This is a genomic window from Nostoc sp. (genome assembly GCF_036916985.1).
Taxonomy (GTDB): Bacteria; Cyanobacteriota; Cyanobacteriia; order Cyanobacteriales; family Nostocaceae; genus Nostoc.
In genome coordinates this window covers 14,616-35,622 of sequence record NZ_JBALFD010000043.1, presented here as the reverse complement: position 1 = coordinate 35,622, position 21,007 = coordinate 14,616, and the positions used below count along the sequence as shown (strand labels likewise).

The following is a 21,007-nucleotide window of genomic DNA, read 5'->3' as shown; positions in this document are numbered from 1 at the left end:
CTCCCTTAAAATGAAATTTGTTGTAAAGCTAAATCGAGTTCTGCTTGGTTTAACTGCACCAAAGGAAAGTCAGAAGGCGTAAAACCAACTCCTTGTGGTGATTGACAATGGGCAATTATCGAGCGCAACGCCTCGATAAATCCCTGTGCGAGAGTTTCCACTGTGGATTGTTTGTGCAGGTTTTGACTGTAACGCCACTGCAATTTCAGCTGATCTGAAATAATACTGCTGTCAATTTCCAGCAAGTGCGAGCGATGATGGCGATCGCTTTGGTTGTTACCATCAGATTCACTAGCAAATTTAAACATTGAAGATGTATTTAATACTTGGTCTAGCTGACCCAGGTAATTAAAAATCACTTCTGGTTTGGGTAAAGAACATAATCCCCTGCTTATTCCCGGATCTTCATTGAGGTAGTACAGCACTCCGTAGCCGATACCCCGATTTGGTATCCGCCGCAGTTGCTCTTTTACCATCTTTAAGGCTTCTCCAGGGTCGTTGGTCTTTTCTACACTCAAGACAATAGGAAATATACTGGTAAACCAACCGATTGTCCGCGAGATGTCTGCATCTGTTAATATTTCTTCCCTGCCATGTCCTTCCAAGTCCAATAAGAGGGTGGTTTGTCCAGTCCATTTGGCAAATGCCTCTATGAGTGCTACAAGTAACACATCATTTATTTGAGTCCGGTAAGCAGCTGGTACATCTTGCAACAAGGCTTGGGTTTCTTCTGCACTCAAGCCGATGGTGACATTACCAACAGAACTAATTGTATTATCTCCACCTGGATAATCTACAGGTAGGCAGGAACGGGGTTGAAGCAGTATTTCCAACCAATAATCCATTTCCGCTTGTGCTGCTGCTGATTGAGCATATTGTTGCAGTTGGTCAGCCCATTGTTTGAAAGAAGTGGTTTTTGGCGGTAATTTGATTGTTTCACCCTGACTTAGCTGTGCATAAGCTGTCTGCAAGTCTTCCAATAAAATCCGCCAAGAGACTCCATCTACAACCAAGTGATGAATCACAATAAACAGGCGGCTGTGCTGATTGACACCAAGATTAAATAAAGCAACTCGCAGCAATTGTCCAGAAAATAGGTTAAGGCTGGCTTGGAGTTCACTGCAAGTCGCAGTAATGGCGGCACTTTGGCTTTCTGGAGGTAATGTAGATAAATCGATAACTGTAATTGGCGCTACCTGCTCAAATTCGGCAATCTTTGCTTGCCATTTTGATGATTGTTGGATAAATTGCGATCGCAAAATGTCGTGGTGTTGTAGCAAATAATGTATTACTTGCTCCAGAATTACTGGATTGAGTGCTTGCTGTACCTCTAGTAGAACAGCCTGATTGTAATGATCATAATTGGAAAAATTTTCCTCAAAAAACCAGCGCTGGATGGGTGTTAAGGGGAATGAGCCAGTTACCAAACCTTGTTCGGCTGACATTGAGATGTTGGTGCTAGCAACTGTTGCTAGTTCGGCAATGGTTTGGTGCTGGAACAATTGTTTGGGTGTGAGATGTAGTCCTGCAAGGTTCGCTTTGGATATGACTTGAAAACTGAGGATAGAATCTCCACCCAGTTCAAAGAATTTGTCATTTATACCTACCTTTTCTAAGCCAAGGACTTGCGCCCAAATCGCGGACAATTGTTTTTCAACGGTCGTTTGAGGTGCAATATAGGTTTCTTCAAATTCTGGGCGTATTCGGTCAGGCTCCGGCAATGACTTACGGTCAACCTTACCATTAGGAGTAAGAGGGAGTTGATCTAGGATCACAAAAGCTGCTGGAACCATATAGTTTGGTAACTTTGACTCCAGGAAGTTACGCAATTGAGAAATGGTCAGTGTTTCTTCTGCGTGTAGGACTATGTATGCGACTATTCGTTGAGCATCTGCGACAACTACAGTTTCTCGCACTGCTGGGTGTTGACTAATAGATGCTTCAATTTCAGAAAGTTCGATGCGGAAGCCACGAATCTTCACCTGGTAGTCAATCCGACCAATATACTCAATCTCTCCATTGGCTAAATAGCGGGCTAAATCGCCTGTTTTGTACAGACGTTCCGAATTTAAGGATTGGTCTTCTTTCCCTCCACCGCCTGCTTGGAAGGGGTTAGGGATAAATTTCTCAGCAGTCAATTGCGGGCGGTTTAAATAGCCCCGACCTACTCCCACACCACCGATATATAATTCCCCTGTGACACCTACAGGCACAGGGTTAAGATGCTTATCCAGCAGATAAATCTGGATATTATCGATTGGGCGACCAATAGGAACTATCTTTTGCTGGCTGATATTATTCTCTTCGAGACTGCTTTGTTGCCTACACGCCCAAAAGCTGACATCAATGGCGGCTTCCGTGGGTCCATAGAGATTGTGCAGTTGGGCATCAAGTCGATTGAAGAAGCGTTGTTGAAGTTGAAGAGGTAAGGCTTCGCCACTGACTATCACCCGCTTGAGACACTGACAATTTTCCAATCCTTTTGCTTCTAGGAACACTTGCAGCATCGATGGTACAAAATGGATGGTGGATATTTGTTGTTCTCTAATTACATTCACTAAATAGTTTGGATTTCGATGTCCCTCTGGTTGGGCGACTACTAAACGCGCACCTGTAATTAATGGCCAGAAAAATTCCCAGACTGAGACATCAAAGCTGAATGGTGTTTTCTGTAAAATGCGATCGCTTGCTGTTAATTGGTATGTGGATTGCATCCATAGTAGGCGATTGCAGATTCCCCTATGACTATTCATCGCCCCCTTGGGTTGACCTGTAGAGCCGGAGGTGTAGATGACGTAGGCTAAGTTATCTAAGCTGAGATTATAAACTGGATTTTCTCTACTGTGTTGGCTGATGATTTCCCAGTTGCTATCTAAGCAAACTACTTTAGCTGTGTGAGTTGGTAGACTTTCTACTAGCTGCTGTTGTGTTAACAACACCTTTGGTTGAGAGTCTTGTAACATGAAAGCTTTGCGTTCTTGGGGGTAGCTTGGATCTAACGGTATGTATGCGCCACCTGCTTTTAAGATGGCTAAGAGTCCGATGACCATTGAGAGCGATCGCTCTACACAAATTCCCACTAGTACTTCTGATTCTACTCCCAAAGTGCGTAGGTAGTGGGCAAGTTGGTTGGCTCTCTTGTTGAGTTCCCGATAGGTAAGTTGTTCTTCCTCAAAAACCACCGCTACGTCGTTCGGCGTTCTTTCCACCTGGGCTTCAAACAATTCATGGATGCATTTATCCTCAGAGTAATTGGTAGTGGTATGATTCCACTTAACTAACAAAGTCTGCTGCTCTGCAATTGTCAACAATGGCAAATCTGATAAGCGCTGATCTGGATTGGTAACAATACCTTCTAGCAAATTAGTAAAATGCCCGATCATCTGGTTAATAGTGGCAGCATCAAACAGGTCGGTATTATACTCCCAAAACCCCCAAAGTTCTGACTTGGCGTCCACCACAGACAGCGTTAAATCAAATTTCGCTGTTCCAGTATGGTTGTGAAGCCATTTGAGAGTCAGATCAGGTAGTTTCAAATCTTTTTTGCTATCTTCCTGCAAAACAAACATGACTTGAAACAAGGGTGTATGACTGAGATTTCGCTCAGGATGCAGTTCTCCCACTACTCGCTCGAAAGGTATATCAGTATGAGCATAAGCACCCATGCATACTTCGCGCACTCGACCAAGTAATTCTATAAAAGTTGGGTTCCCAGAAAGGTCAGTACGCAGTACAAGGGTGTTGACAAAAAAACCAATTAATCCTTGAATATCAGGATGGTTGCGGTTAGCTATTGGGGAGCCAATGCAAATGTCTTCTTGGTTTGTATAGCGGTATAGTTGTGCCTGAAATGCCGTTAATAGGGTCATAAACAGGGTGACACCTTGCTGGTTGCTTAAAGACTTAAGCATACTAGTCAAGGGTGCTGATAGCTGAAAAGATGCGATCGCTCCTCTGAAGCTTTGTACTGGCGATCGAGGACGTTCTGTAGGAAGGGGCAAAGTGCTTGGAACATTTGCAAGTTGCTGCTTCCAATAGGAAAGTTGAGTTTTTTCTCGCTCACCTTGCAGCCACTCACGCTGCCAAATAGAAAAGTCTACATACTGGATGGGCAGTTCTGAGAGTGGGGAGGGTTTTCCGGCAGAAAAAGCTGCGTATAATGCTGTTAATTCCTGGGTAAAAATTTGTACTGACCAGCCATCACAAACAATATGGTGGATGGCGAATACAAGTACATATTCCTCTTCGCTTGTCTGCAATAACGCCCCTCGCAGTAAAGGGCCGGATGCTAAGTCAAAGGGTTTTTTGACTATCTCAGTAGTCAGTCTTTCAACTTCAGATGATTGCAATACTGTTGGTAGTTCGCTCAAGTTCACCACTGGTAGGGCTACAGTGAAAGTGGAATTAATCACTTGAACTGGTTGCCCCTCCCATAACTCAAAGGTGGTACGCAGAGATTCATGCCGTCTGACAATCTCATTGATACTCTCCCTTAGTGCTACCAAATTCAACATACCCTTTAGGTGTATATCTACTATTTCGTTATAAGTAGAACTTTCGGGTTCTAGCTGCTGGAAAAGCCATAAACGTTGTTGGGCAAAGGAGAGAGGAACAGGATTCTGTTCAGAATGTTGAGGAATAAGTATTTGTGGAGTATTAGATTCACCCCGTAAACGCTTTTCTAAAATCGCTTGTTTAGCTGGTGAAAGCTGAGAACGTCGTTTAGATATATCATCTTTTTTGATATTCATAAGATTTAAATTAAAAATAACTGATTTAATCGATTGCCTGAAATTTCACATATAAAGGTACTGGTTGAATTCGAGTTAAATCGTTTTCAAAAATTACTAAATCATCACTCTTTTCAATTTCCTTAAAATTTGCAAATTTATAAGCAATGTACATCATCCGATTGCGATTATTTGGCACAAACTCTGCAAGAAGGCGGACATTATTGCTTTGTGCCAGATTCATAACATAATTCAACATGATTGTGCCGACTCCCCTAGACATGACGCGACAAGACATCAATAAGAGTTTTATTGTCCATAGGTTTGTTTGGCGCTCGATCAGAACTAGTCCTATTTGACCATAGCTTCCATACTTATCTTCTAGACTTGCAATTAGCAGTTTGTGGTTTTCCGACTGACAAAAATGACTTAGTTCGTCATAAGAGTAGGTATAACCAGTTGTGTTTAATTGATTAGTTCGGAGAGTTAATTCTTCTGCTCGCTGCAAATCCTCTTTTTTTGCAGAGGATATAGTAAAATTCATATTGAGAGTGGCTAAGAATTCCTCTGTTGTTCCCACGAAGTCTTTTTCTGCTTGCTGACGATTGATATCACTAATATACATCAACCTTCTCATGCTAGAATCTTCCGTAATAAAACGGGGATTCATTACTGGCATATTTAAAATATGCGCTATTTTATCTGCATTGATACAAAGAATCTCTGGCAAAGAAAACTTGACTTCTTCTAGCTCAAATCTCTGATCGTCAATAAAGGCGATCGCATCAATACCAATATTAATTGATTTAGCAATTTCTTGGAGAGAACTAACTTTAGAATTCCAATTAATCTGGGGATACAAAAAATACTCTTTTAAACCGAATTGTTCTAGTTTAGCTATAGCTGTAAACTCGTCATTTTTACTAGCGATAGATTGTAAAATACCGCGACCATCTAAACTATGAATAATATTTACTATCCCTTCTCGCAAACAAACTTTTTCATCCTCCAATAAAACTCCATCCCATAGTGTATTATCTAGATCCCAAACCACACATTTGATGATTTTTTTATCTTCTTGTTGGAGATTTGCAAGTTGGCTTGTATTACTAATCATATTTTAAATCCTCTCTGCTAATTTTTTGACCATAACATTAGGTACGGTTGATAAAAAATACTCCTGATAACCCGACTCAGCGATAGTAATTTCTTGAATTTGAGTGCTACCTTCGATGATTTCCATGATTTTAGAATCTCGGAGATACCTTTCAACTGGGTACTCACTACTACAACCATTGCCACCATGAATTTGCACCGCATCATTTGCTACTTTTGTCGCTGTTATGGAAGCAAAGTACTTAGCAATTGAAGTCTCTATAATAGAGTTGGGATCGTTAATATCTTTGAGATAACCCGCTTGATAACATAGCAGTCTTGCTGCTTTCACATTGGCTATCATCTGAGTGATCATTTGTCGAATTAATTGATGCTCTTTCAGATAAACACCAAACTGTTTCCGCTCACTTGTATACTTAATACAAGCTTCTAGACAAGCTTGGGTAATACCGACACAACCCCAGGCCACACTATATCTACCATAATCAAGTGCGGTAGCAGCAACGTAGGAAAATCCAAAACCTAATTTACCGACTAAATTTTCTTGAGGAATTTGACAATTATTAAACTGCAATTCTGCTGACATTGAAGCCCTAACACCTAAAATGCCAGACATTGGTTTGACTGAAAATCCTGGACTATTTTTTTCAACTAAGAAAGCCGTGGGTTTATCTTCACATTTGGCAAATACCAAAAATACATCTGCTATTTGTCCATAGGTAATCCATTTCTTTTGCCCGTTTAAGATATAAGTATCTCCAGAAAGTGTTGCTGTTGTTTCTACACTTTTAGCATCGCTACCTACATTCGGTTCACTTAATGCAAAAGCGGCTATGATTTCACCGGATGCTAACTTAGGAAGCCAATACTCTTTCTGAGACTTACTACCCCATTTACATAAAGCATGAGCAACCATATTATGAACTGTCAGCAAACTGCGTACAGAAGAACATCCCCGGCCAATTTCTTCGTTGAGAATGCCATAGGTGATCATGTCCATTGCCTGACCACCAAATGCTTCGGGTAATATAGCACCTAAGAAGCCATGTTGAGCTAATTTTTTAATAATTTCTGGCGGGGTAAATTCATTGCGATCGCATTCATTTGCATGAGGACATATTTCCTCATTGACGAATGTTCTAAATTCAGCTTGAGAAGTTTTTTGTTGAGCAGATAATTCTAGTTTCATCTCGGCGCTAATACATTATTTTTCCGTTCAACTAAGTTGCTTATAGAGTTAATAGTTCTAAAATTTTCAAACTCCAAATCTTCATTCTCAATAGTAATTTGAAACTCTTGCTCTACAAACAAAACAAGTTGCATAGCAAACATAGAATTCACAAAACCCAGAGCAAAAATGTCTTCGTCTGACTGTAAGTTATGATTACCGAAAAATCGCGCCAGGAATGTTTTGATTTTTGTTTTAATTTCGTTCATTTTCGCCCAATTCCTATTTATTGATAAAGGTAAAATCCTTTCCCACTTTTCTTACCATACAATCCGGCATCTACCATTTTCTTGAGTAAAGTACATGGTCTATACTTGCTATCATTAAAGCTTTCATACAAAACTTCAATGGAAAATAAAATGGTATCTAGTCCAATCAAATCTGCTGTTTCTAAAGGTCCCATTTTGTGTCCGAAGCAGGTCTTAAATATTTTGTCAATATCTTCTGCTGTAGAAACTTGATCTTGCAACAGAAAAACAGCTTCGTTAATGGTTAACATCAACACACGATTAGAAACAAAACCCGGTGAATCATTGACGATTATGCATTCTTTACCAATCTGAGCCAGAAATTGTTTGCCTATTTCAATTGTTTCCTCAGAAGTATGAAAACCGCGAATCATCTCCACCATCGACTTCATGGGGACAGGATTCATAAAGTGCATACCGATAACTTTATCGGCACGTTTCGTGACTGAAGCAATACGGGTGATAGGAATTGCTGATGTGTTAGCTGCGAATACACTATCTGCTGGACAAATAGAATCTAGCAGGGAGTACACCTGCTTTTTAATATCCCATTTTTCGGTGACATTTTCAACTACAAAATCTGCCTTTTCCAGAAATTTATAGTTTGTCGAAAACTCAATTCGGTTGAGGATATTATCTGGAGTTTCTATAGTGTCACTTTTTTTGAAAAAACCCTGGAAGCGGATATTATTCCTGATTTCATGTTTAGCTTTATCCAGGATATCTTCGGAAATATCTACTAAGATAACTTGATGACCTGTTTGAGCAAGGTTTTGTGCAACGCCTACTCCCATCACTCCTGCTCCAACTACGCCTACTGTTTGAATATTCATAATTAATCCTGAAAGCGAATATTTTCCTGATTTTTAGTTAAGCTTTTCCAAATTAAAGTTAGCTTAAACTTCAGATAATTTTTCTAATTCCTCTATGATGATTTCTTCAATAACTACAGCCAATTCTGATATAGAGGGTGCTTCAAAGAGGGAACGAACAGATAGTTCTACCTGAAAGTTTTTCCGAAGCTGAGAAATTAGTACAGTTCCTATTAAGGAGTCTCCTCCCAACTCAAAGAAGTTGTCATGAATGCCTACCTGCTCAATCCCTAGTAATTCTTGATAGATATCAGCAATTTTAGACTCGCTCTCATTGGTAGGAGCAACATAAGCATTTCTCAGTTGGGGTCTTTGGTATGCCGATTTAGATATGTTGGTCTTCTCTAGAACTTCTAAGGAAAATTTCTGCTCAACCTCAGTTAGTAAATCCTGCGTTGATACAACTATTTGAGGCACTGTGCTACTGAACAGAATCCGTCTAAATGCCTCAATGCCATCTTCTGATGTCATTGCTGGCGAAATCTCTTTTCCTGTTATAGCTCTATACTGTGTTTCAAGAGCTACTGCTGTTCCTAAATTGCTCCATCTATCCCAGTCAATGGCTCTGGTAAATTTGCCGTATTTAGAGACACTGTAGTGAGCAAAGGCATCAAGAAAGGCATTTTCAGCAATGTAGTCTACCATACCCGCTACAGGTTGAAATGTACTACTTGATGAACAGAGTACAAAGAAATCCAGTTTGGCATCATTAAAGAGAATATCGAGGATTCGTGTTCCCCTGACTTTCGGTGCAAGAGCATTTGCTGCTGCTGCTTTTGTTTTTAGTTGAATAAAACCTCCACCTGGAACTACTGCGGCATGAATCACGCCATGAATCTGACCAAATTGATGATTGGCCTGAGCGATCGTTGCTGACATTTGTTCAAGGTTGGTAACATCGGCGCTGACTACCAATACCTCTGCACCCAACGCTTCGATCGCTTGTAATTTTCGGATTTTACAGCTGATGCTGTCGGATTCATCATGAGTAGCTAGCCATTGTAACCACTCGTTGCGATCGGGAAAAGCTGAACGCCCAGTCAGTATCAGTTTTGCTTTTACGGTCTGTGCCAGATACTCAGCCAGCACTAGACCAACGCCTCCTAATCCACCCGTAATCAGATAGACTCCCTCTTCCCTTAAGCGTGGTTTTCCTTCAACAGTTTCATGCAGTCTGATTGGCTCAAAGGTCTGCACCCAGCGATGATTGCCACGGTAGGCAATAATCTGATCGGATGGTTGGGTAGTCAGTTCTGTTAGTAGCTGGTCTACGAGTTTATCCCCTTGCCAACTCTCTAGTTCGGGAATAACGACATCAATACTACGACAGTTTATATTTGGGTACTCTATCGGAATAGTTTTACAGGGGCCGATCACTAGTGCTTTCTCTAGAGACAGCACCTCTTCGCCTGTTAATTCCTGCATATTATTTGAAACAATGCCAATTTCAAGGGAATCTTTAAGATTTTGTTCTCCAATTGCCTGCGCTAGAAACAGCAGACTGTAAAAGTCTAAATCTTGAGAGTCTACCGATTCAAGTCCTAATTCTGTGTAATCAGGTGGTGTAACACTCCATAAATAAACAATTGTTTTTGGGGTTAAGTCTAGGGCGCAAAGTTCTTTAAGCAGGGTGTCGTAGTCATCCCGTTGCTGAGGATTGATTGTATATACGTGTTGATCGAGTCCATCTGTAGAAGATTTGCTCTCACTACGAAATTGCTCTCCCATTTTGACAGTAATAACATTCTGGTTCTCAAGTTTGAGTCGCTTCACTACTTGGGAACCCAAGCCGCACTCATCGATAAAAACTAACCAACAACTTGCCTGAGTCAGTTTCAAAGGCTGGGGCGGCATTGAACGTTTCCAGGATGGGATATAGAACCAGTCAGCAATGTCGGGCTTTTTATGTGACAAGACTTGAGGTATCTTGCCAACATCTTTTTGATCGACTAAAGCTGTAAATGCTGCTGGTGCTGATAATGCTGCTGACGAAGAAGCCTGAGCAATAAAGACATGTTCCCCAAAGGCTTCAAATTCAGAGAAAGCTGCCACCTCAACAAAACCACAGGAGTTTAGTGCTTCCTGCCACTGCTGTTTTGATAAAAATGGATTAGCCATGTTGCGGCTGCCTTTTTCATCTTCTATGGGATTCATAATTAGAGCATCAATCATGTCCGACTCTGGTCTAGGTTGAGTGATCTCCCATAGCAGTAAGAAGCCTCCAGAAGCTAATAAAGATTGAACATGTCCAAGGGTTTCTTTGATGTTGCGGGCTATATGCAATACATTGACAGCTACTATTACATCAAAGCTGTGGCTATTGTACCCCTGCTCTTGAGGCGATCGCTCGATGTCTAGTAAGCCATATTCGACAAAAGGATAGGCACTAAACTTATTTTTGGCATCTTTGACAAAAAAACCGCCCACATCGGTAAAAGTATACTTTGTTTGCTGGGATGCTAACACAGGTAGTAATTCCACTGTGGCGATCCCAGTTCCACCGCCGATTTCTAAAATTCTTAGATTCACGTCTGGTGGTAAAGTTATTGCCAGCTTTTCCACCATTGCGCGCATAATTCCTCTTAAGTAAACCTCAGCGGGCAAATATTGTCGAGAAATTTCTCCTTGCTTGACTAATGTAGCAACATGCAACTCTAACGGTTCTTTTTGACCAGTAAGCACAGCTACCAGATTTTCACCAAATACCTGGATCAGGTTTATATCTTGAGGTGTATCTGCCAATCTGACTCTGACTTCTTTTAGAAGAGTGTCGATATCGTCTGTTGACGATGGTAAAAAGTTGGTAAAAAGACCTTCCTCTTGCTGCAACTGACCTTGCTCTACCAGTACTTCCAGCCACCTACACAACAATTCACGATATTTAGGAATAATAGAACATTGTTCAAATAATTCCTCAATAGAATACTTTTTAGCTAGATCGCTAAATGCGCCTACATGCTTCAGGGCAAGGCTCATGTAAGCAGTACATAAACGATCTAACCATTGTTTGTTGGCTCGATAAGTTTGATCGTCAAATTCCAAGCTCCCTTGAATCGCCTGCATCTGAGCAGCATCTACCAGAGATTTCCAAAGCTGTGAAGTTGTTGGTCTTGGATGGAACTGTCTGAGTGAAGGTGATGGTTGTTGTGGTTCAATCCAGTAACGTTGGCGCTCAAAGGGATAAGTCGGTAAGGGAAGGCGGTGACGGCGCTCCGCAGCATAAAAGCCCGACCAATCAATCTGGACTCCTGAGAGCCATAACTGACCTAATGTCTTAAGTAAGAAAGCCAAATCTGGCTGTTGCTCGTAGGAATGCCGGAGCGAGGGTAATATAACTCGATCTATAAAGGAGCCGTTATCCAAACACTGTAAAGCTAAACTGCTCAGTGTTTGTCCCGATCCCACCTCTAATAGAATTGGATTTTGTTTTTTCCACAATTGTTGAACTCCATCTGCAAAACGCACAGTTTCGCATAGATGCCTTGCCCAGTATGTGGGATCTGTAGCTTCGGCGACTGTAATCCAAGTTCCTGTGACATTAGATAAATAGGGAATTTTGGGTGGCTGGAGAGTGACAGTTTTTACCAAGTCGGTAAAGGATTGTGCGATCGCATCCATCATTGTTGAATGAAAGGCATGAGAAGTTTGCAAACGCCGATAGGCTAATCCCTTTTGAGTCAACTTGCTTTCTAATTCATCCACAGCGTCTATGGCTCCAGCAATCACGCACTGTTGCGAACCGTTGATTGCTGACAAAGAAAGATTCTCATTCAACAGAGGATGCACCTGTTCTTCTGAAAGGGGGACAGCCAACATTGCGCCACTTGGTAATTCCTGAATCATTTGCGCTCTTTTAGCAACAAGAGTTAAAGCATCTTCAATAGACAAAACTCCTGCTAGCGTAGCCGCGACATATTCACCGATGCTGTAGCCAATCATTGCCACCGGACGAATTCCCCATGACATCCACAACTGGGCCAAGGCGTACTCAATGACAAAAATAGCTGGCTGAGTGAGATAAGTTTGATTGAGTTTTTCAGTGCCTATATCTGCTTGTTCTGTCCCACGACCTAACATTTTTCGCAAATCTAGCCCAGCAGCAACAGTGTTTTGTTTTTGCTGAGTGTCATTCTCACTGTTTCTGGTGGGATACAAAATATCTCGCAAATCTTGACCAAGAAGCGGTTTGAGAAATTCACAACAGTAGTCAATTTGTTGCCGAAATATCGGTTCAACTTGGTAAAGTCCAAGAGCCATGTTGACATATTGAGTACCAAGTCCTGGAAACATGAAGACTAGAGGACGTTCTTCAGTTTCTTGAATACTGGCAAGTAAGCGCTTTGGATCTTCAAGTGCAGCGATCGCATCTGCAACATCTTGACAAACAACTGTCTGCCGATGCTCAAAAGCTTGTCGTCCACACTGCAACGTGTAAGCAACATCTGCGAGGTTTAAATCAGGATGTTGTTTGAGGAAATCTGCCAGATTGACAGTAGCACTTTTTAATGCTGAATCTGTTTTGGCTGAAATTACTAATAACTGCCAAGTACGAGAAGGGCTAGACTCTGGAATGGTTGGGGCTTCTTCTAGAATGACGTGAGCATTAGTCCCACCGATACCCAGAGAACTCACACCTGCACGGCGAGGAATATGAGTAGTTTTCCATTCCGTCAGTTTGGTGTTGACGTAAAAAGGACTGTTGGCAAAATCAATGTCAGGATTGGGTTGTTCAAAGTTCAAGCTGGGGGGTATTTGCTGATGTTTGAGAGCCAGAGTCGCCTTAATTAAACTTGTAACCCCTGCTGCTGCGTCTAAATGACCAATATTCGTTTTGACTGAACCAATTGCACAAAATCCCTTTTTATCAGTACTTTCACGAAACACGTTTGTTAAAGCAGAAATTTCAATGGGATCGCCTAAGACGGTTCCTGAACCGTGAGCTTCTATATAGCTAATGGTTTCAGGTTCCACTCCAGCCAAAGCCAGTGCTTCCGCGACTACATCTGCTTGTCCGTTAACGCTGGGTGCTGTGTAACCTATTTTACTAGAACCATCGTTATTGATGGCGCTACCTTTAATTACAGCATAGATATAATCACCATCAGCGATCGCCTCAGCTAACCGCTTTAAAACCACTACTCCAGCACCATTACCAATAATCGTTCCCTTGGCTTTGGCATCAAAGGCGCGACAGCGCCCGTCAGGTGATAAAACACCGCCTTCTTGATACAAATACCCGGTTTTTTGGAGAATATTAATCGATACTCCCCCCGCTAAAGCCATATCGCATTGGTAATTTAATAGACTTTGGCAAGCGAGAGAGGTGGCAACTAAGGAAGTAGAACAAGCAGTTTGTACTGTTAGACTTGGGCCAGTAAGATTTAATTTATAGGAAACGCGAGTCGCTAGGAAATCTTTATCGTTACCAATTGCCTTTTGAAAAATGCTAGCTAATCCATTGCGTTGGCGCAGTCCGCCGTAGGCATCGCTATTTAAATCCAATGATAAATAATTATTTGAACTAGCACCAGCATAAACTCCAACCCGACTTTCACAACGTTGGCAGTCATAGCCGGCATTTTCTAATGCTTCCCATGCACACTCCAAAAATAAACGATGCTGCGGGTCTGTAATTTCTGCTTCTCTAGGGTTAAAGCCGAAGAATGAAGCATCAAATAAATCTACATTTTCTAATATAGCAAGGCTTTTCACATAACTAGGATTACGCAGTAATTCTGGATCAATTCCAGCGTCAATTAATTCGACATCTGTAAAAGTAGATATTGATTCTACTCCAGAGCGTAAATTCTCCCAAAAAGCTTTAATATTATTACCGCCAGGGAAACGTCCTGATATGCCAATAATTGCAATTTCTTGTATTGAATCGTAACTATTCATTACTCCTATCTCACCTCATTAATCACACATTAACTTTACCCAACCAAGTAAATTCCAATAAAAATTCTAAAAGATTACCTATTATTGGATTTACCTTAGTTGCCGAATGTAAGGAAAATATGCACTCATTAGTATTATTAAAATCAACGCAAATGTCACAAAAATTGAGCCAAGAATAATTGGAAATAAAAAAAGTAATGAGTGCAAAGTGGTAGTCAAGTTTGCTGTTGGCATAGTTTTGCTGAGATTTATTTCTACTTATTTGCGCGACTTACGAGTTTGCTTTTGTCGGTTGAGAGCCAATTTCTGTTTTTCAGATCGGTTATGAATCTCTTTAAAGGAATGTTGTTCTTGCTGTTCCTGACTCAGATGTTTCGCTAACAAACTAATACTAGGATATTGAAACATTTCTACTACTGAGATATCACGTTGTAATTTTTCTCGTAGTTGCGCGTTTACCTGAGAGATCAGCAAAGAATGTCCGCCTAAATCGAAAAAATTATCGTTAATACTAACTTTTTCAAAGCCGAGTACTTTTTGCCACGTATTAGCAATTGTCTGCTGTAGCTCTGTTTCGGGAGCCACATAAAGTTGGTTTTGGGTAGAGTAACTTTCTGGCAAGGGTAAGGCGCGACGATTGACTTTGCCATTGGGGGTTAAAGGGAGTGCGTCTAAGAATATAAAAGTCGTTGGCAGCATGTATTCAGGTAGTTTTTCTTTGAGGAAATCTCGGAGTTGAGGTACTCGTTCACGTGCTAAACTTCCTTGCCAAGGAGTATTAGCGTAATCGTGCCAAGGACGGGACGAAGCAGGTACAGCAGCAGGCAAACAGAAACACTGACCAGCATTCGGTGTAGAGCGTTTAAAGATCACGTCATAGCGATCGCCTGCACCATTACCTGACCAAGTAATTTGGACTGAGTAAGGAAGGTCTTTTTCTAATGCCCAGAATACTTCCGGTTCTATTCCTTGATCTTCAAAGGAGCTTAAAACCTGCTTCATCTCACCAACAGTTTCTAGTGCTTGACTATTTTTCAACCACTGCACAAGCTGAATATCTGCGATCGCACGCGCATTCGGCACACCGCTAAGACCTAAAAATTGGGGTGCAGTTTCTTCAAGCATTTGGCGGATATAACAGAGGCTTACCTCTTGTTTGTTCCAATCCAACCAGGGGATCTGTTTCGTCGGAACTGCTTTATCATCTACATACAGAATGACATCGTAACGGAATTTGGTTAATTCATTTTGGGAACAACCACGCTCTAGCAAAATATCAACATGACTAATTTTAGGTAGATGCTGTTTGAGAGCAGTAAAGAAAGCGGGATCGATGACTAATTGTTTTTCCTCAAACAACTGTTTCTGCACGCGCTGTTGCAATGTTTCTCTCGAAAGAGTATCTGCTGCCCGATAAAGTTGAACTGAGGCGTGGAATGCTTCTAATAAGGGCAGACTGCGAACATCTCCTAGAAAAATGAAGCCACCTGGTTCTACAGCATTGACTGCTTTCTCCAAAACCTGGAGCAAATAGTCAATGCTTGGGAAGTACTGAGCTACAGAGACAATTAACACCGCATCAAAGCTATTCTCTGGCACATCTTCAAAATCTAAAGCGCTTCTCTGGCTGAGTGTGACTCCTGCTAATGGCTGCTCTAAAGTATCCAACTGTTGTTGGAGAACTTGCAGGGCATTTTCTGAGGGGTCTGTTGCCCAGTACTGCTGGCAATGAGGGGCAATATTCAAAAGCATCAGGCCGCTACCCCCACAACCCATTTCTAAAACTCGGTTGGGCTGCAAAGCTAAAATGCGCCCGGTGGTTTGTTCCATCCATTCGCGCACTTCTTCGTCTGGAATAGATGCCCCTGTGTAGCTACTTTCCCAACCTTTGATATAGAAGCCGGAGTTTTGAGTGGCATCAAACTTTTTGTAGAGGCTATCAAAGACCATTTGCCACTGCAAGGTTTGCTGAGTATCTAATATTTCTACCGTTTCCAGTTGATACTGTCCGACAATATAAGCAATCAAGCGCTGATGGTCTAAGTCGTCATTGTGAGCAACAACCACTGCTTCTTGAACGCCTGGGTGTTGATTGAGTAAAGCTTCTATTTCTCCTAATTCAATCCGAAAACCCCGAATTTTAACTTGATGATCGATGCGTCCGAGAAATTCCAGGTTGCCATCAGGAAGGTAGCGAACTAAGTCCCCTGTCTGATAAAGACGCTCACCAGGTTTTGAACTATAGGGGTTAGGAATAAACTTTGCTGCTGTTAAGTCCGATCGCTTAAAATAGCCCCTAGCAACACCGACACCTCCAATGTACAATTCGCCAGGAGTTCCTACAGGCACGAGTTGTAGATAAGGATCGAGGATATAGGTTTGGACTTGGGGAATAGCTTTGCCAATCGGCACTTCGGTAGATGTCGACACTGATAAGTCATATACTGTAGCTACGATTGTTGTTTCTGTGGGGCCGTAGCTGTTGACAAGGCGTACTCGTTGACCAACCTGTTGCTGCCATGTTGTCAGGTGTTTTCTATCGGCTCTTTCGCCACCAATGATCGCTAATCGCAGAGAATCGGGAAGTGCCAAATTGGCTGTTGCTAATTCAGCGGTAACTTGATGCCAAAAGGCAGTAGGCAAATCTAGGACTGTTATCCGCCAATCACGACAATGCTGTAAAAATTGAGGCGTTGAACTTAACATCTCATCTGTACGAAGTATGAGAGTAGCACCGCAGATCAAACAGGGAAAGATTTCTTCGGCAGCGGCATCAAAGCTGATGGAAGCAAATTGCAGCACTCTATCGCTTGCTTCTAGTTCGTATTCTAAACAGGCAATTTCGGCATAACTCGCCAAAGAGCGATGCTGAATCGTCACGCCCTTGGGGGTTCCCGTGGAGCCAGAGGTGTAAATAATATAGACCAGGTTTTCTAGTTGCGTCTGATTGACAAGATTTTCCTGACTTTCTTGGGCAATGGCGCTTTTGTCTGTATCAAGGCACACGACTTGCGACTGAAGTGGAGGCACAACAGCCAGCAGTGATTGTTGGGTGAGAAGGACTGACACCTGAGCATCTCTCAAGATTAAAGCCAGGCGTTCTTTTGGATAGGCTGGATCTAGAGGTACGTAAGCACCTCCAGCTTTGAGGATCGCCAAAAGTCCGATCGCCATTTCTAAAGAGCGCTGGATACAAATACCAACTCGCACTTCTGGCCCAACTCCAAGGGCTTTGAGATGATGTGCTACTTGATTGGCACGCTGGTTCAATTCTCTGTAAGTTAAATGCTGGTTTTGAAATACCACCGCGATCGCATTTGGTGTCTTTTCCACCTGTGCCTCAAACAGTTGATGAATGCATTGTTCGGAGGAATTTGGAATTGGAGATTGATTCCTACTAAGTTGTAGTAACTCCTGACAATCTGCCACACTCAATAGTGGTAAGTTGGATAGCCGAGCTTGAGGATGAGCAGCAATGCCTGAGAGTAAGTGCTGAAAATGCCTCAGCATTCGGGTAATGGTAGCAGTATCAAATAAGTCAGTATTGTAATAGAAGGATGCCGCCACTTCTTGCTCTGTGATTTCAATAGACAGGCTCAAATCAAACTGCGCTGTTTCTGTTTCTATTTTTAACAAGCTCAAAGCCAAACCAGGCATTTCTGGTAACTGCGAGTAATCTTGGACATTGAACATGACTTGAAACAGCGGTGTCCGACTTGTATCCCGCTCTGGTTGCACTGCTTCTACCAGTTGGTCAAAGGGCAAATCTTGATGTGTATAGGCTCCTAAAGCTACCCTTTTTACCCGCGTCAGCAACTCGTCAAAAGTTGGGTTGCCGCTCATATCTGTACGTAGCACTAAGGTATTGACAAAAAAGCCAATTACCCCTTTCATTTCATCACGATTACGGTTGGCGACGGGTGTTCCGACAGCAATATCATCTTGTCCGGTATAACGATAAAGAAAAGTCTGAAATGCTGCCAATAGCAACATAAATACAGTTACACCTTCTTGACGAGCGATCGCCTTTAGCTCCTTGATTATGGCTTCAGACAACTCGATAGATTGTTGAGCGCCGTGTGATGTTTGCACTACCGGTCGTAGTCGGTCAGTAGGTAGTTTTAATGCTGCTGATATACCCTCAAGTTGTTGCTTCCAATAAGAGAGTCGAGTTTGGAGGATTTCCCCTTGTAGCCATTGCCTCTGCCAGTGTGCAAAGTCTTTGTATTGAATAGAAATTTCTGCTAAAGGTGAAGCACTTCTGGTTAAGAATGCTTTGTAAAGTAATGCAATCTCTTGTAAAAAGACTTCAGTAGACCAGCCATCAGAGATGATGTGGTGCATCTCCAGCAAAAGAATATGCTCTTGCTGTGCTAGGCGCAAAAGTTTAGCACGTAATAATGGCCCATACGTTAGGTCAAAAGGTCGTTGACTTTCTTGAGTCAGTAATTTTTGAACTGCAACATTGCTCTGTAATTCTATATTTATTACTGATAAAGATAATTTTAGGGAATCAGCAATAATTTGTACTGGCTGTCCGTTGACTGTTGTAAATGTGGTTCTTAAAGTCTCGTGTCGCCGGATAATTTCATTGAGACTTTGTTCTAGTAAAATAATGTCAAGCTGACCTTTGAGATTAACAGCTAAGGAAATATTGTAAGCTGGATTTCCTGGTTCTAATCTGTCGAGAAACCATAGTCTCTGTTGGGCAAAAGATAGGGGATATACATCAGCTGGCTGAACTTGGCTAAGAGACTTTGAGGGTATGAAAGCTTCTGCTGTCATTTGTGCCAGTATTTTGGTGATGAGCGATCGCGTACTCATCCCTTCAAAAAAGTCTGCTACGGATACTTCTACCTCTAAATCAACCTCAATTCTGTTTTTCAACTCAAATACTTTTAAAGAGTCTAGTCCCAGAGAGCTTAATGGTTCTTGTGGATTAATATCATCTGTTGCAATTGAAAGTACTCCCGCCAAGAGTTCAATCAGATATCTTTCTAAAACTGGTTGACACTCCCTTGGGGAAAGCGTCAAAAATTCAGAACACTTTAATTTAGTTTCGTTTCTGGCAATATCACTAATTTTGAGAATGTCACTTTCAACTATATTCAATTCGCCATTCTCAAACTGAGTGCGAGTTGCACGACGTTGAATCTTACCACTAGAAGTTTTAGGTATACTACCTGGTTTTATTAAAACCACTGCATAAACTTGTACTTCATGTTCTTCAGTAATAGCTTGCCGAATTGCACTAGCTACTTCTGCTAAATTTGGCTTGGCGCGAAACTCTAATTCTTGTACAATAAAGAGCCTTTCTTCGTTGTTAACCTCTACTGTAAATGCTGCATTAGCACCAGAACGTAAGGATGGATGACTGCGCTCTGCGGTTAATTCTATATCTTGCGGGTAAAGATTGCGACCGCGAATAATAATTAAATCTTTTGCTCTACCTGTAATGAAAAGCTCACCATTGTCCAAAAAGCCTAAGTCACCAGTCCGTAAAAACGGCCCCTCTTTTATATCTTTCAGATAGGCGTGGAATGTTTGCTCTGTTTCTTCTGTTCGATTCCAGTAACCCTGACCAACACTCAGTCCAGATAACCAGATTTCCCCAACTTCATCTGATGAACAGCGAATTAGTGTTTCAGGATTAACAATGACAATCTGCTGTTGAGGAATAGTTTGACCACAACTGACAAAGGTTTGGATATCTTGACTCTGGGGAGTTGCTTCAACTATCTGGTTTTGCGAAAGTGCAGATTTCTCTAAAGTTTTTAACTGAGCTAAGGCTGTTTTGCTCCCACCAGAAACTATCAAAGTTGCTTCCGCCATGCCATAACATGGATAGAAAGCTTCCGGACGAAAGCCACACTCTGCAAAGGTGGTTGCAAATAGTTCAAGAGTATCTTGTCGGACTGGTTCAGCACCGTTAAACGCGACATTCCAACTACTCAAGTCAAGAGTTTCTTTTTGTTCTTGAGTAATCCTTTGAACACATTGTTCATAAGCAAAGTTGGGGCCACCACTCGTTGTACCTTTGTAGTGAGATATAGCTTGTAACCAGCGATAAGGTCGTTGTAGAAAAGAAGCTGGCGACATTAAGATGCAAGGAAAACCACCATACAAAGGTTGCAAAATCCCACCAATCAACCCCATATCATGGTAAACAGGTAGCCAGGATACAAACTTGCTGCTGGGTGAATGCTCCATGAGTTGGTAGGTTACGGTGGCGTTGTGCAGCAGATTGCCATGACTGAGCATGACTCCCTTGGGTGTGCCTGTAGAACCCGATGTGTATTGCAGAAAGGCTAGGGTATCCCCATTGATTGCAGGTTGTTGCCAAAAATCTTCTATACCCTGGGCGATGTTGTCAGTTGTCAGCCAGTGAAAATTTCCCTGTTTTGTTTCAGGTGTGAGTATTGATTGTAATGTGGGGAGCATTGCTGTTGTGGTGAGAGCAATACTTGCCTGTGCATCTATACTAATAGCTTGTATTCTGGGCGTTTTACGTTGATTGCGAGGTGGATAAGCTGGAACTGCCACTACTCCAGCATATAGACAACCGAAAAATGCTATTAGGTAATCGAGTCCTGGAGGATACAGTAATATAGCACGTTCTCCACTCAAACCAAGAGCTTGGAGTTGAGCTGCTACAGCCCGACTGCGCCGATCCAATTCATGGTAAGTCAGAGTTAATTCCTGAGTCTCTCCATCTTCAAGGAAAGTAAAGGCTTGTATGTGCGGCATATTGAAACTGCGATCACGCAGAATATCAACAATAGTGGCACGCTGAAGGGGAATTTCTGGAAAATTATTGATAAATTCAGTCATTATTATACTTCAGGTAATCAGATGCACACAAACAATAGTGGTAAAATTAATCTCACACTCACTCCTGACTGAACAAGGGTTTGA

7 protein-coding genes are annotated in these 21,007 nt (G+C 41.8%); all 7 read right to left on the bottom strand.

Annotation, left to right across the window (positions count from 1 at the left end; translation table 11 throughout):
• Positions 1-5 precede the first annotated feature (5 nt).
• Positions 6-4,751 carry an amino acid adenylation domain-containing protein gene (locus tag V7L07_RS15675; RefSeq protein ID WP_335059295.1) on the bottom strand — a complete coding sequence of 1,582 codons (4,746 nt, stop codon included), beginning with the start codon at positions 4,749-4,751 and terminating at the stop codon, positions 6-8.
• 25 nt (positions 4,752-4,776) lie between these two features.
• Positions 4,777-5,847, bottom strand: a complete 1,071-nt coding sequence (locus V7L07_RS15670; protein ID WP_335059293.1) for an HAD-IIIC family phosphatase — start codon at positions 5,845-5,847, stop codon at positions 4,777-4,779.
• A gap of 3 nt (positions 5,848-5,850) precedes the next feature.
• Positions 5,851-7,035 (bottom strand): acyl-CoA dehydrogenase family protein, encoded by a 1,185-nt coding sequence (locus V7L07_RS15665; RefSeq protein WP_335059291.1) that lies wholly within the window; start codon positions 7,033-7,035, stop codon positions 5,851-5,853.
• Positions 7,032-7,283 carry an acyl carrier protein gene (locus tag V7L07_RS15660; protein ID WP_335059289.1) on the bottom strand — a complete coding sequence of 84 codons (252 nt, stop codon included), beginning with the start codon at positions 7,281-7,283 and terminating at the stop codon, positions 7,032-7,034. Before V7L07_RS15660 ends, V7L07_RS15665 begins: the two co-directional genes overlap by 4 nt.
• Before the next feature lie 17 nt (positions 7,284-7,300).
• Complete coding sequence (locus V7L07_RS15655) at positions 7,301-8,155, bottom strand: 3-hydroxyacyl-CoA dehydrogenase family protein (RefSeq protein ID WP_335059287.1); 855 nt, start codon at positions 8,153-8,155, stop codon at positions 7,301-7,303.
• Between the two features lie 63 nt (positions 8,156-8,218).
• On the bottom strand, positions 8,219-14,092 hold the full coding sequence (locus V7L07_RS15650; protein WP_335059285.1) for a beta-ketoacyl synthase N-terminal-like domain-containing protein: 5,874 nt from the start codon (positions 14,090-14,092) through the stop codon (positions 8,219-8,221).
• 258 nt (positions 14,093-14,350) lie between these two features.
• Complete coding sequence (locus V7L07_RS15645; protein WP_335059283.1) at positions 14,351-20,923, bottom strand: amino acid adenylation domain-containing protein; 6,573 nt, start codon at positions 20,921-20,923, stop codon at positions 14,351-14,353.
• Between the last annotated feature and the right edge of the window lie 84 nt (positions 20,924-21,007).

What these genes read in the sequence shown, in the direction of transcription:
- V7L07_RS15675 (WP_335059295.1), bottom strand. Translation starts at nt 4,751, where the DNA reads ATGAATATCAAAAAAGATGATATATCTAAACGACGTTCTCAGCTTTCA.
- V7L07_RS15670 (WP_335059293.1), bottom strand. Translation starts at nt 5,847, where the DNA reads ATGATTAGTAATACAAGCCAACTTGCAAATCTCCAACAAGAAGATAAA.
- V7L07_RS15665 (WP_335059291.1), bottom strand. Translation starts at nt 7,035, where the DNA reads ATGAAACTAGAATTATCTGCTCAACAAAAAACTTCTCAAGCTGAATTT.
- V7L07_RS15660 (WP_335059289.1), bottom strand. Translation starts at nt 7,283, where the DNA reads ATGAACGAAATTAAAACAAAAATCAAAACATTCCTGGCGCGATTTTTC.
- V7L07_RS15655 (WP_335059287.1), bottom strand. Translation starts at nt 8,155, where the DNA reads ATGAATATTCAAACAGTAGGCGTAGTTGGAGCAGGAGTGATGGGAGTA.
- V7L07_RS15650 (WP_335059285.1), bottom strand. Translation starts at nt 14,092, where the DNA reads ATGAATAGTTACGATTCAATACAAGAAATTGCAATTATTGGCATATCA.
- V7L07_RS15645 (WP_335059283.1), bottom strand. Translation starts at nt 20,923, where the DNA reads ATGACTGAATTTATCAATAATTTTCCAGAAATTCCCCTTCAGCGTGCC.